Origin of the sequence: Paenibacillus sp. SN-8-1, assembly GCF_050995535.1 — a bacterium.
Lineage (GTDB): Bacteria > Bacillota > Bacilli > Paenibacillales > Paenibacillaceae > Fontibacillus.
In genome coordinates, this window is sequence record NZ_CP194782.1 from 3,763,065 (window position 1) to 3,777,168 (window position 14,104).

Sequence of the window (14,104 nt, forward strand, 5' to 3'; positions counted from 1 at the left end):
TATTTTCCCTGTATAGTCTAATAAAAGGTCTCCCTGTTCCATCGCCTTTCCCTCATCTTAACCTACTATTACCCCGATTTCCAAATTCATTAGCAGCTTCCGATCATCCTTAAGAACAGCCTGACTTCCCGGTATTCATAAGCAGAAATTTAACGGTTCAAGCGGGCCGCTAGCCGGGGAGCATACCTCATCATAAAATGCTAAGTCCTATGCTTATGACCCTTTCATCTGCCTAGTACGAGTTCCCTTCACTCCGCAAGGGCCATGACAGGCAGCAGCACTTCTGCCAAGCCATTTATATGAACAGCCTCCCTATTTATTCCACAAAATTCACGGTTTTACACGGATATGATGTCCTTACTTAGGAATACACCCGCAATTGTTGTAAAATAGAGGCAAGACCCAAAAAGGAGATGTCATTCATCCATGAAAATTAAATTTATCGAACCGACCCCGAGTCCCAACACGATGAAGCTTCACCTTGACGAGACTCTGGCTCCCGGCCTGCGCAAAACATATACGTCTGACAACGAACGCTCCGCTCCAGCCTGGATTCAGCAGCTGCTCCATATCCCTGGCGTAAAGAGCATTTTTCATACCGCGGACTTTATAGCCCTCGACCGTAAAGGCAATGCCGATTGGTCCTCCATTCTGGCCAGCGTACAGGAGCAGTTCGGCCAGGAAGGCATGGAATCCGCCTGGAAGCCGGATGAAGAGGTCCAGAACACCGGCTACGGCGAAGCCCAGGTGTTCGTTCAGTTCTTCCGCAGCATTCCGATGCAGGTCCGTGTGAAGTCCGGCTCCCGTGAGGAGCGGATCTCCCTATCAGACCGCTTCGTGAATGCGGTGACCGAGGTCGCCAGCGCGACCCTGATCAAAGAGCGCAAGCTCGTCGATTATGGCGTTCGTTATGGCGAGCTAGAAGACATTGCCCGCGAGGTCGAGCAGGAGATCGAAGCGGCCTTCCCTCCCGAGCGGCTTGCGGATGTCATTCGCCAGGCCATAGCCCATGGCCGCAGCGAGAACGAATTCGTTGAGGAGCGCCGCGAGCTCAGCTTGAGTGAGGTGCAGGAGCGTATGCAGAGCGAGGACTGGCGCGTGCGCTATGCCGCGCTGGATGCGCTGCAGCCAAGCGAAGAGGCGCTGCCGCTGCTTGCGGAGGCGCTGCGGGATTCGCAGATGCAGCTGCGGCGGCTCGCCGTGGTCTACCTCGGCGACATCCGGACGCCGGGTGCCATGGCGCTGCTCTACGAAGCGCTGCGCGACAGCTCTGCCGCCGTGCGCCGCACGGCGGGCGACACGCTCTCGGACATCGGGGACCCGGCAGCAACCGGGCCGATGATAGAGGCTTTAACCGACCGCAGCAAGCTGGTGCGCTGGCGGGCCGCGCGCTTCCTGTATGAAGTCGGCACGGACGACGCCAGAGAAGCGCTTGAAGCGGCAGCGGATGACCCCGAATTCGAGGTCAGTCTGCAGGCTAGAATGGCGCTCGAGCGCATTGAATCAGGTGAGCAAGCGGCCGGAACGGTATGGCAGCAGATGGCCCGCCGGGGCGGGAATGGAGCGTCTTGATTCCAGCCGATTTTGCATAAATTGTCTGTTGCTGTTCAGTTTTTGTTGATTTATACTGGATGAAGTTTCAGATTAAAGATGAAGATAGTTAGCTGGAAGATACAATTGAATATTACCTCATCATTTCCTGGATACAGATGAGGTAGAGGTCGCGGCAAGTGAAGAGTAGACCGGGGAAAGCGTATAAGGACGCTGTCGATCCCGGGGTGAAAGGCACTGCCGCCGAAGCAGAGTTGTTCCTCTATACCAATTCTGCTGGGGCTGTTACCGAAAGGGACAGAACTGTCACGTTCATCAATACCAAAGGATGAACGTGTTGAGCTATCTTGTTTGAAGGTATGATGCGGGTATTAGATATGAAGCCGCGGAAATTTCTTCCGCGGCTTCTTCGCGCTTCCTTAAGACATATCTCTTCACTTCATAGTTAAGGAGAATTTGTATGAGCAACCGTAAAGTAGCTACTGTATCGCTCAAAGCCGGACTCAAAGCCCGCCACATGACGATGATTGCCCTTGGGGGCTCCATCGGAACGGGACTGTTCTTGGCGAGCGGAGGAGCCATTGCTTCCGCAGGACCCGGAGGTGCCCTTCTGGCTTATGCCGCAGTCGGCATCATGGTCTATTTCCTGATGACCAGCCTTGGGGAGCTGGCCACTTATTTACCCGATTCCGGATCGTTCGGCACCTATGCCACAAGGTTCGTAGATCCTTCGCTTGGCTTCGCCCTGGGCTGGAACTTCTGGTATAACTGGGCGATTACCATTGCGGCTGAGCTATCCGCGGCCACGTTAATTATCAAATACTGGTTCCCTAACAGTGACTCATTCTGGTGGAGCCTGCTGTTCCTGGCGGTGATATTTGCCTTGAATTTCCTATCTGTCAAAGGCTATGGTGAGTCCGAATACTGGTTCGCGATCATCAAGATTGCTGTCGTTATTATATTCCTCGTGGTCGGTGTACTGATGATCATCGGGATTATCGGCGGGGAGACCGTTGGATTCAAGAACTTCACCATCGGGGATGCTCCGTTCCATGGCGGCTTCTTCGCTTTCCTTGGCGTGTTCATGGCCGCAGGCTTCTCCTTCCAAGGCACAGAGCTGATCGGGGTTGCCGCTGGAGAGAGTGAGAACCCTCGTCAAAATGTACCCAGAGCGATACGCCAAGTGTTCTGGCGTATTCTAATCTTCTATATTCTGGCGATCACGGTGATCAGCTTGATCATTCCTTACACGAATCCGAACCTGCTGAAGAGCGGCGTGGATAACATTGGAGTCAGCCCGTTCACCCTGGTATTCGAGAAGGCAGGGCTTGCTTTTGCGGCCTCGGTTATGAACGCGGTCATCCTCTCCTCCGTGCTGTCAGCTGGTAACTCGGGAATGTACGCATCCTCCCGTGTTCTGTATGGCCTTGCCAAGGAAGGGAAAGCCCCGAAATTCCTGGCCAAGCTGAATCACCGGGGAATTCCGGTTAATGCGCTACTGATTACAACTCTGGTCGGCGCGGTTGCATTTCTGGCCTCTCTAAATAAAGACCAAGTCGTATACAATTGGCTGTTAAATGCCTCCGGGATGTGCGGGTTTATTACCTGGCTCGGCATCGCGATCTGTCATTACCGCTTCAGACGGGCCTATGTGGCTCAAGGAAAGGACTTGAACAAGCTGCCTTACAAAGCACGCTGGTTCCCGTTTGGCCCTCTGTTTGCTCTTGTACTCTGCTTCATTGTTATTCTCGGTCAGAGCTATAGCGCCATCTCGGAGAACGGGATCGACTGGTATGGCCTTCTTGTCTCTTATGTCAGCATACCGCTGTTCCTGATCGTATGGCTCGGTTACAAATGGATCAAGCGCACCAAGGTCGTTCCACTGGATCAGTGTGATGTGACCACAGGCGCCAACATAGATTAACAAATTCTTCATACCCACTTACATTAAAGGGAATGTCTACAGGCCGCATGGCCTACAGACATTCCCTTTAATTTATCACTTAAATAACATATCTAACCTATATAAGGCGCAGACAAATGCGATTCCTTTCGCTCCTCCAGTTCCAAGCTTCCCCTTCGTTACGCCCTACCTGCATGTCACTTTTTAACTGCGTCTTATATGGTAACCGGAGCAGTCCGCATTCCCATTAATCCTCCCAATTCACCCTGACCTTAAGATCAGAGGTATCCTCAAGAGGTTCATTGTAATAGGTAATATGGCTAATGTCCAAATCATACAGCCGGGTGAGGTCACTTGTCAGCTGCTCTTCTGTGCCCGAATAACGAATAGTCGTCGTTCGTTTTCCCCGCCTGATGGCCTCCAGCACTTTAGCTTTCAGCCCTTCAGCTGAGTTCACGGCGGTTCCTGCCTGATATAGGCTGTATCCCAGATCCTCCCGAAGGGATTCATAGATCGCTTTACTGGCTCCGTTTGCTGAATTCAAGAGCGATTGCAGAGTATCCTTATAAGCTGTTCCAGCACTCGGATAAGAGCGAGTCCAGCTGTGATCCTGCTTCATTTGCTTATCGGTACGGAGATAATAATTATAATGCACCTGTCCGGCTGAGTCCGGTGTCGGATCATCCCATGTGGTATCCATGTGATACCACTTCCCCTGCAGCTTTAGAAGATTCCAGGCATGCAGCTGGCCGCCAGCTGTCCCTTCCACTATGAGATTCGGTATTCCCGCCTCGAGTAATAATTTATATGCCAGTAGGGAGTACCCCTGACATACCGCCTCTCCTGTCTTCAGACCTTCATAAGCTGTATATTTACGTAAGGTTTTATCATATTTTAAATGAAGAACTATCCAGTCGTGCAGTGCTTTTACCTTTTGGTGATCATTCATCCCTGGCTTGACCACACTTTTCACAATTTGCTTCACGCGGCTGTTCACATAATTCGTCTGTGCAGCCGATTCCCGGTATACGAATCGCACCGTCACCGCCGCGGAAGTCGATGTCCCCCGCCAGCTGAACGAGTAGCTGTCTGTGACATACTTGGTATACACATCTGACTCAAGAGCCCCCGTGAGCGCCTTGCTTAGTAGTGACCGAAGCGCGGAAGTCTGGCCTTTATAGGTGAACGTAATATTGCTGAGCCGAGCCTTCGCTGCGCTCGTCAGCTTGCTCTGAATTTGGTCAGCGGTGACCACCGTGCTCTGTTCCGAGCCTGCATATACAACGGTTCCCCAGTTGGGTGCCGAGGGAATGAATCCAAGAAGAAGCGAGCCTGTCAACACGATCATTGCACATTCCAACCAACGTTTCTTCATTGCCGCTTCCGCCCTTCTCTAGACTGCTGTCTTCGGAGGTCAGAGCCTACTCTATATCTCCCGAGACTACTGCTTGGCAATATTGTACCATAGCTTGGCAGGTCAAAAGCCTTCTAGTTTTGTCGATTGCTCGGGACACGCTGTAGCAGTTTGTTCATACAATAGACGTATTTCGGCCTAATTTCATCTTTAAAAAACATCCCAAAAAATCCGATTTTCGTTATAATAAAGTTAAAAGTGTGATTTATTTCATTGCATAAGTCTGAAACTTAAAGAAGCGGAGTGAAGAGAGCCATGACGATCCCGAATATTTCCGACATTTCCGTGCAAATGTTCGTTACAGTATTTTTCTTTCTGCTGATTATAGCGCCGCTCTTCAGCCTGGGCGCTCTTCGTCTGTTTCAATCGAGAAGGAAAGCGGGATTCACCTTGATCGGGGCCGGTGTAGTAGGCTATTTGATCTTTATGCTTGTTATTAATCTCATAACCTGAATGCGGTTGCAAGGGGTATACCTGTATAACACAAAGGGGATAACTTCACCATCCATCCTGGATCTGTGAGCTATCCCCTTCTTATTTTCCTTCGTCCTAAGCAAGAAGCACCTTTGCCATCAATATCAAAAATAAAAAGGCACTTCCAGCAGAACAGTCATGCCCTGCATGGGAAGTGCCTTTTATATTGTTAATTAGCGGCTAGTGCCTTATCAAATTGCAGCTTGTTCATTCCTACAATTTTGAAGTCGCCGATCAAGGTAACCGGAACCGCACGCATGCCCATATCAAAAACCTGCTGGGCATATTCATCATTTGTCTCGACATTGCGTTCCTCGAAGGATACGCCTTTCTCTGTCAGGAAGCTCTTCACCTGCTTGCAGTGAGGGCAGTTCGTGCTTGTATATACAATCGCTTGTTCCATGGTTCATTCACTCCTGTTCTATTATTGTTTGATTTAAGCTTATATTACAGAGCTGCCGTATCATGCTCCAGACTCTCAATATACTTCTCCGCATCCATCGCAGCCATACATCCGCTGCCTGCCGCAGTGATCGCTTGACGATAACGGGTATCCTGAACATCACCACAAGCAAACACACCTTTAACATTTGTCTCGGAGGTTCCTGGGTTCACAACGATATATCCGTTCTCATCTGTAGTGATTTGACCTCCAAGGAAGCCGGTATTCGGATGATGGCCGATGGCTACAAATACCCCGCTGGCTTCGATAATTTCTTCTTGGCCAGTAACGTTATTGAGCACTTTCAGACCCGTTACCCCGCGTTCTCCAGCAATAACTTCAACCGGAGTTCGGTTAAGTGCCCATTCCACCTTCTCATTCGCGCGAACGCGGTCCTGCATAATCTTCGAAGCGCGCAGCTCCTCGCGGCGGTGAACCAATGTCACCTTGGAAGCAAAACGGGTCAGGAAGCCCGCTTCCTCGAGTGCCGAATCCCCGCCCCCAACGACAATGATTTCTTTGCCGCGGAAGAAGAATCCATCACAGGTCGCGCATGTGCTGACTCCGCGTCCCACATTGTCCTGCTCCCCTGGAATTCCAAGATATTTGGCGGTAGCGCCCGTTGATAAAATCAGGGTCTCAGTTACCAGTTCTCCAAGGCCCTCTACCTGAAGCTTGAATGGGCGGCTGCTTGTGTCCACACTGTTCACCCAACCGGTACGGAATTCAGCGCCGAAGCGTTCCGCCTGCTTGCGCATGTTGTCCATGAGCTCAGGGCCCATAATCCCTTCAGGGAATCCAGGGAAATTCTCAACCTCCGTTGTGGTTGTCAGCTGTCCACCTGGCTGAGGTCCTTCAATAATGAGTGGGCTGAGATTGGCGCGAGCCAGGTAAATAGCGGCTGTCAGACCAGCAGGTCCAGTTCCAACAATTATAGATTTATACATAAAAATCGTCTCCTTCATATTGCTTGGAATAAGCACGAGTACAATTATGCTTCATTTTTCTGAGTAATTATGAGCTGCTTACTTTATATCATAATTATCTTAAATCCTCCATGGATCGTCAACGTTCCTAGCGGACACGTTCAGTGAAGGTTAAATGAAGGTATGATGAAGATGCTACCTAAGCAGCCTTAGTCCATTGAGAATGACAAGAATTGTACTACCCTCATGCCCGATAACCCCTAGCGGAAGCGGGATTCCCTGTACAAAGTTGCCGGCAATTAGAAGCAGAATCACACTGATCGCAAAAACTATATTCATCTTCACAATCCTCCGTGCCCGGCGGGACAAGGTAATGGCCTCAGCAATCCGCTCCAGGTCATCGTTCATCAGGACCACATCCGCAACCTCGAGCGCGGTGCCGCTTCCGCTTGCCCCCATCGCTACACCTACCGAGGCCGTAGCCAGAGCCGGGGCGTCATTAACCCCATCCCCGACCATGACGACATGGCCATACTTCTCGCGCAGTGCCTTAACATGCTCCACTTTACCTGTAGGCAGCAAGTCTCCATATACTTGATCGACACCAGCTTCACGGCCAATAGCCTCGGCCGTTGTATTATGGTCGCCTGTAAGCACGGCAGACTGTATACCAAGCTTGCGCAGCCGTGCAACGGCTTCCCTTGCCTGCGGTCGAATGTTGTCTCTTAGTGCAAGAAGACCGACCGGGATCTCTCCATGTACAACTACAGACACAGTCTTCCCTTCCGACTCCAGCTTGAGCACTTGTTTCTTACACCATTTAGGCAGCTCCAGTTCGGATTCCAAGACAGAAGGCTTACCGATCTTCCAGACCTCCCCGTCGATTCGGGCTTCAATCCCCCAGCCGGCAACACTCTTCATTTCTTCTACGGGCAGCAAATCCAGTCCTCTCACACCAGCTTCCTTCACGATAGCCCTTGCCAGCGGATGATCGGACAGATTCTCCGCCGAAGCACAGTAACGCAGGACCTCATCCGGTTCATATCCATCTTCTACGACCAAATCTGTCACTTCAGGACTCCCCAGCGTAAGCGTACCGGTCTTGTCGAAAGCCACGACTGAGGCATAGCCCAGATTCTCCAGATGGGCACCGCCCTTGAACAGCAGCCCCTTACGGGCTCCATTGGATATCGTGGACAGCATCGCCGGCATAATGGAAGAGACAAGCGCACAAGGTGATGCGACCACAAGAAAGACCATCGATTTGTAAAAAGTCATTTCCCACGTCCACCCCAGCAGCAGCGGGGCCAGTACAATCATACACAAGGTGGCTCCCACGACAATTCGGGCGTATATGCCCTCGAACCGCTGAATGAACCTCTGGGTTGTGGGGACCTCGCTCTGAGCTTCCTCTACGAGTGTAATAATCTTTGAGAACAAGGTGCCTTCAGCAGGACAGGTTACCTCGATATACAGAGCACCCTCTCCGTTCAAGGTTCCTGCGTAGACTCCCGCGCCTGCTACCTTATCAACCGGAATGGATTCACCGGTAATGGACGCCTGGTTCACGGCAGAGCTTCCGCTCTCAATGACCCCATCCGCCGGGATGACTTCCCCGGGCTTAACGAGCAGCAGATCGCCGACCTGAAGCTCGGATACAGGCACCAGCCTCATCCCTCCTTTTTCAATACGAAGTGCGGTCTCTGGTTTCAGGGAGATTAAGGCGGAAATATCTTTGCGGCTTCGCTCGGATGCGAACGACTCCAGGGCCCCGCTGAGAGCAAAAATAAAGATCAGCATGGCCCCTTCGTTCCAATATCCAATGGCCGCGGCACCCATAGCGGCTGCGATCATCAGCAGATTCACATCCAGATCACGATCTTTCACAAGCGTCTCAATACCGTCCCTGGCCTTGCCCCAGCCGCCAACCGCGTAAGCTATGACATAGACAATGATAGAAAGCAGCGGGGCCCAGCCATGCATCCCCCAGGCGATGAGCATCAGCGCTCCGCTTCCAAGTGCTTGCAGCATTTCCTTGTGGCGAAGCAGACTTAGCAGAGTCTGCCGTTTGTTGCGCCGGGGATTGGGCTGATTAGCCATCTTGTTCGCTGCGGGGATTGATTTGTGAATAGCTTGCATATGAATCACGTTCCTTTCTGAATTTGATGTCTCTATTCTCTTCTAATTGAGAATGAGAGCCGTTATTAATACCCTTAAAACAGCACATGCTGCTCCGGGAACCCCCGAAAGCAGCATGCTCATTGAGAATGATAATCATTTTTGTATTAGTACAATATTGTTTCCTAGTTGCAACTTCAAATTTATAGTAATCCTTTCCTCTTAATTTGTAAAGGGCTTGAGGTCAAACCCCTTAACGATCGTGATGAATACTAAATCTTATCGTTCTCGAAGGGGGCGGTCTGTACCCTAACACTAAGCAGGCTGAAAGATGAGAATGCCCCTGAAGATCATTCCCGGGGCATTCTTTATTGATCTAGTCTTTTTAAAGGCGAAACGCTTCGCTTCTCCAAAATCCTTCACCCTCTTGACCAATGTGATTCTTAAGGTCAATTGATATAACAATCATCTCAAATGGCCTTGGGCCTTGTTACTTATCCTCAGCTACCATACGGTTACTCAGCGAGCCCAATTTCTCAATCTCGATGGTCACGAGGTCACCCCCCTTAAGATACACCTGCTTCTCCGGCGGGTAACCCAGCACGACGCCCTCCGGCGTTCCGGTCAGAATAATGTCGCCTGGCACCAGCGTCATATGCTGGGAGATGTAGCTGACGATCTCACTCACTCCAAAAATCATATCCGACGTGTTCGAGTTCTGACGTACCTCCCCGTTCACCATACATGTAATATCCAGGTTGTTCGGATCACCGACTTCATCAGCTGTAACGAGATAAGGGCCAAGCGGGGCGAACTTGTCACAGGATTTGCCCAGCAGCCACTGCTGCGTACGTATCTGCAGATCACGCGCAGACAAGTCGTTGGCGGCACAATAGCCGAACACATAATCCAGCGCCTGCTCTTGTGGAACATACTTGGCTTCTCTGCCGATCACAACAGCAAGCTCCGCTTCATAATCCACCTTGTCCGATACTTTGGGAAAAGGAATATCCTCGCCGCTCGCGGCTAATGCATTGTTGAACTTATTGAATAGAATCGGGTATTCCGGAACCTGGGCATTAGTCTCTTCGGCATGCTTGCGGTAATTCAGCCCCACACAGATGATTTTGCTTGGGTTCGTCACACTTGGCGCCCAATCCAGCTCCTTCTCCTGAAGCCATAACGCGGAACGCTCGGAATCACCCGCAGCCAGTTGTTCGATATATCCTTCCAGAACACGCACCGCTTCTTGACCGCCTTCAATCACTTCATGTATAGAAACTGGAATAGGGGCATCTGACCCTGCGGGAACTGTACCCAGTGCCTTCGCTACATCCAGCACTCCCCGCTCTGTCAGAACGCCTAGCCGTATACCGTTGTCTATTTTGAAATTTAGCAGCTTCATTTAATTAGCCTCCTTAAGTGTAATGCCGGGCAAGATCTATCCACCGCTCCCCGAAAAAATAAAGTGGTGTTTACTATGTACGATGACTGTAGCGCTTTCTCAGACAAATGACAAGCCGAAGGTGCGACTAGCGTCTATCATGCGGATATTCACTCCAAGGTGGAATTAGCAGCATAAATGTTATTAAATCCTACTCTGGGTTATTAAATCCTACTATTGCTTGTACAGGCACATTAGCGGCACTTTAATGGGACTTTAAAAGGCACATTAAAAAGCAAAAAACGCCGCGCTCCTCTTCAGGAGCAGCGGCGTTTGCGCATAGTTATATGAGTCCAGCCGATCTTTAAGCCTGGCTTGCCTTGATGGCCTGTTCCAGATCATACAAGATATCATCAATGGACTCCGTACCAATTGACAATCGGATCAAGCCTGGAGTTACCCCGGCGCTAGCTTGCTCTTCTTCCGTAAGCTGCAGGTGAGTTGTGCTTGCCGGATGAATAATCAAGGATTTGGAATCGCCGACATTAGCCAGGTGAGAGAACAGCTTCACATTGTGAATCAGCTTCCGTCCGGATTCAATGCCGCCTTTGATTCCAAAGGTTAGAATAGCCCCTTGACCTTTAGGCAGATACTTCTTGGCGAGCTCATAAGATGCATGGCTTGGCAGGCCTGCGTAGCTGACCCATTCCACATCTTCATGCGCTTCCAGATACTGTGCAACCTTGAGAGCATTCTGACTGTGACGCTCCACTCTTAGGTGAAGAGTCTCTAGTCCTTGCAGCAGCAGCCATGAATTGAACGGAGATAGTGAAGCTCCGAGATCGCGCTGGAGCTGCACACGCGCTTTGATAATGTAAGCAAGAGGTCCAACCGCATCGGTATAGACAACCCCGTTGTAGCTTGGATCCGGCTCAGTCAGACCCGGGAACTTGCCGCTTGCTTTCCAGTCGAACTTGCCACTGTCCACAATAACGCCGCCGATTGTCGTACCATGCCCGCCAATGAACTTGGTGGCAGAGTGAACAACAACGTCAGCTCCAAATTCAATTGGACGCAGCAGATAAGGGCTTGGGAACGTATTATCCACGATCAGTGGAAGGCCGTTCTCATGAGCGATCGCAGCAACCGCTTCGATATCCAGCACATCCCCTTTGGGATTACCGAGGGTCTCCGCATACAAAGCCTTGGTCTTATCCGTAATCGCTGCACGGAAATTCTCCGGATTGGAGGCATCCACGAAGGTTACTTTAATGCCAAGCTTCGCAAGCGTAGTTGAGAATAAGTTATATGTGCCGCCGTAGAGTGTCGATGAAGATACAATCTCATCCCCTGCACCGGCAATGTTCAGAATGGAGAATGTGATCGCAGCCTGGCCAGAAGAGGTTGCAAGCGCCCCTACTCCGCCCTCCAGCTCGGCAATCCGCTTCTCAAACACATCATTCGTCGGATTCATGATACGGGAATAAATATTGCCGAATTCTTTCAGCCCGAACAGATTGGCTGCATGCTCGGTATCACGGAAACCATAAGAGGTCGTTTGATAGATGGGTACCGCACGAGATTGCGTAGTTGGATCGATTTCTTGTCCACCGTGAATGGCCAAGGTTTCAAAGGCGAGTTTGCGTTCTTCTGACATGAATAAAATCCTCCTTTTCAAGTAACAAAAACCGTATAATGAAATGCATTTTCCATATTCTCTCACACAATATGTTATTTGAAAAGACTATTCCGACAAAAATAGTGTGTTTTTTTCTATAAAGGATAATGACAAGCCGCTAAATGCCCACTCCCAATTTCGGTCAACCTGGGTGCCTGCTCCCGGCATAGAGCCGTTGCAGCCGGACAGCGGGTATGGAACCGGCACCCTCCAGGCGGGTTGGCTGGAGATGGAATCTCCCCTTGTATTGCTGAGAATTCCCTTTTCCTTGAGGGATCGGGCCATGGAATGGATGAGATTAATGCCGCCGTATAATGATGAGCAGGATGGCGGAATAATTCTTCAGCAGGCGCAACCTCAACTAGGTTACCGAGGTACATGACACCAATGCGCGAGGATACATGCCTGACGATATTCAGACCGTGCGCAATGAATACATAGGTCAGTCCCAGCCGGCTCTGCAGCTCCTGCATGAGATTTACGATCTGGGCCTGTACAGATACATCCAGCGCTGAGACCGCTTCATCCGCAAGGATGAAGCTCGGGTGAAGCGCGATAGCTCTGGCTATGCCAATCCGCTGGCGCTGTCCTCCGGAGAACTCATGCGGGTAGCGGCTGGCCCATGCCGGATTGAGGCCGACCCAGCCAAGCAGCTCCTCCACCCGGCTCTTTCGCTCTGCGGCGCTTAGCTTCTGATGCACTTCCAGCGGCTCTGCAATGGTGTCCCCAATCGTCCAGCGGGGATTAACCGACCCATAGGGATCCTGGAAGATCATCTGCATGTCGCGTCTGAGCATCTTGCGGCGGGCAGGCTTCAAACCCGTAGTAAGCTCTTCTCCCTGGAAAAAAATCTGTCCGCCCGTCGCCTTCTCCAGCTGGATCAGGACACGGCCGAGCGTGGACTTGCCGCTGCCCGATTCGCCGACAAGGCCGAACGTCTCTCCTTTGTGAATGGAGAACGTCACGTCATCCACGGCGTGGATGACGGCCTTCGTCAAGCCTAACGCGTTCTTGACAGGATAATGCTTGGTAAGGCCTACCACATCGAACAACAGCCCTTGTTCAGCCTCCGGCAATTCCGGCTTGGCTTCACCAACCGGCTGTGGCTGAATACCTAATCTTTGCGGTTCTGGATTGATCTTCTCTAATTGAGGAAACGGAAATGGCGTCTCCTTGAGCAGTTCGTCCGTATGCCAGCATGCAGCTTCATGACCGTCACTACCCAGCAGAGGAGGAGCCTCTTCCCTGCACTTGGCTGTGGCCAGCGGGCAGCGCGGATGAAACCGGCAGCCTGCCGGAAATTCCGTAACGTTCGGCGGGGCGCCTTCAATGGTGTACAGCGGAGCGCTGCGATCGCTGTCCATGGTCGTGATGGAGCGCAGCAGCCCTGCGGAATAAGGATGCCTAGGCTGTGCGAAGAGGCGATCGGCTGGAGCCTGCTCGACAATTCTGCCGGCATACATGACGATCATGCGGTCTGCGATCTCGGCTGCAATGCCAAGATCGTGGGTAATGAGCAGGATGGACATGCCGAGCTCGGTCTTGAGCTCCTCCAGCAGGTTCAGAATCTGAGCCTGAATGGTGACATCTAGCGCCGTGGTGGGCTCATCTGCAATAAGCAGCTCCGGACCACAGGCAAGAGCCATCGCGATCATTGCCCGCTGAAGCATGCCTCCTGACAGCTCACTTGGATATTGATCCATCCGAAGCTTTGGTTCAGGCAGGCCCACTCGCTGCAGCAGATGCACAGCATGCGCCCGCGCTTCCTGTAGTGTTCGCCTGTCATGACGGCGAATCGTCTCCACCAGCTGGGCACCTATTGTGAATACAGGGTCAAATGCAGCCATGGGCTCCTGAAAGATCATAGACATTCTTTTGCCCCGAAGGGACCTAAGCAGGCTGGCAGGAAGGGTCGTGAGCTCTTCACCATCCAGCTTGACACTGCCTGATTTGATTCGGCCGCGTTCGAAATCAATCAACCGCATAATCGCCTTGGATGTGATCGTCTTCCCGCTGCCCGATTCTCCTACAAGGCAGACGGTCTCACCCCGGCCAATGTGAAAAGACACATCCGATACCGGTTCAAGGAAATTCCCGGATTTCTCAAATTCCACCGACAAGTCTTGGGTGGCCAATAAGGGTTCCGTCATAGGCTGCCTCCTGCGATTAATTCGGAAAATTCTAATGGTGCATCATATTTCCTGCGGCCCACTC

At 51.4% G+C, this 14,104-nt stretch carries 10 protein-coding genes and 1 riboswitch; of the genes, 3 read left to right on the plus strand and 7 right to left on the minus strand.

The genetic code is table 11. From position 1 onward, the window contains the following. Nucleotides 1-426: 426 nt before the first annotated feature. A complete protein-coding gene (locus tag ACRRNK_RS18490) occupies nt 427-1,572 on the plus strand; it encodes a virulence factor (RefSeq protein WP_433944114.1) in 1,146 nt (381 codons plus the stop codon). Between the two features lie 135 nt (nt 1,573-1,707). After that, a riboswitch (Lysine riboswitch) is annotated at nt 1,708-1,904 on the plus strand. A gap of 107 nt (nt 1,905-2,011) precedes the next feature. Continuing rightward, nucleotides 2,012-3,475: an amino acid permease gene (locus ACRRNK_RS18495; protein ID WP_433944115.1), complete on the plus strand. Its 1,464-nt coding sequence runs from the start codon at nt 2,012-2,014 to the stop codon at nt 3,473-3,475. Between the two features lie 226 nt (nt 3,476-3,701). Here the strand turns inward: ACRRNK_RS18495 and ACRRNK_RS18500 are convergent, their stop codons facing one another. Continuing rightward, nucleotides 3,702-4,829, minus strand: a complete 1,128-nt coding sequence (locus tag ACRRNK_RS18500; protein ID WP_433944116.1) for a transglutaminase domain-containing protein — start codon at nt 4,827-4,829, stop codon at nt 3,702-3,704. A gap of 294 nt (nt 4,830-5,123) precedes the next feature. Between ACRRNK_RS18500 and ACRRNK_RS18505 the strand changes: the two genes are divergently transcribed. Beyond that, complete coding sequence (locus ACRRNK_RS18505) at nt 5,124-5,321, plus strand: hypothetical protein (RefSeq protein WP_433944117.1); 198 nt, start codon at nt 5,124-5,126, stop codon at nt 5,319-5,321. Nucleotides 5,322-5,511: 190 nt separating this feature from the next. Here ACRRNK_RS18505 and ACRRNK_RS18510 read toward each other — a convergent pair whose 3' ends face one another. The 6 genes from ACRRNK_RS18510 to ACRRNK_RS18535 all read right to left on the minus strand — a co-directional run bounded on the left by ACRRNK_RS18510 (nt 5,512) and on the right by ACRRNK_RS18535 (nt 14,040). Further along, on the minus strand, nt 5,512-5,745 hold the full coding sequence (locus ACRRNK_RS18510; RefSeq protein ID WP_433944118.1) for a glutaredoxin family protein: 234 nt from the start codon (nt 5,743-5,745) through the stop codon (nt 5,512-5,514). Nucleotides 5,746-5,789: 44 nt separating this feature from the next. Then, on the minus strand, nt 5,790-6,731 hold the full coding sequence (trxB, locus tag ACRRNK_RS18515; protein ID WP_433944119.1) for a thioredoxin-disulfide reductase: 942 nt from the start codon (nt 6,729-6,731) through the stop codon (nt 5,790-5,792). A gap of 174 nt (nt 6,732-6,905) precedes the next feature. After that, on the minus strand, nt 6,906-8,849 hold the full coding sequence (locus ACRRNK_RS18520; protein WP_433944120.1) for a heavy metal translocating P-type ATPase: 1,944 nt from the start codon (nt 8,847-8,849) through the stop codon (nt 6,906-6,908). A gap of 469 nt (nt 8,850-9,318) precedes the next feature. Further along, nucleotides 9,319-10,233, minus strand: a complete 915-nt coding sequence (locus ACRRNK_RS18525) for a fumarylacetoacetate hydrolase family protein (protein WP_433944121.1) — start codon at nt 10,231-10,233, stop codon at nt 9,319-9,321. A gap of 343 nt (nt 10,234-10,576) precedes the next feature. Then, entirely contained in the window at nt 10,577-11,869 is a 1,293-nt protein-coding gene (locus ACRRNK_RS18530) for a homocysteine synthase (protein ID WP_433944122.1), read from the minus strand. Between the two features lie 116 nt (nt 11,870-11,985). Beyond that, nucleotides 11,986-14,040 (minus strand): ABC transporter ATP-binding protein, encoded by a 2,055-nt coding sequence (locus ACRRNK_RS18535; protein ID WP_433944123.1) that lies wholly within the window; start codon nt 14,038-14,040, stop codon nt 11,986-11,988. Between the last annotated feature and the right edge of the window lie 64 nt (nt 14,041-14,104).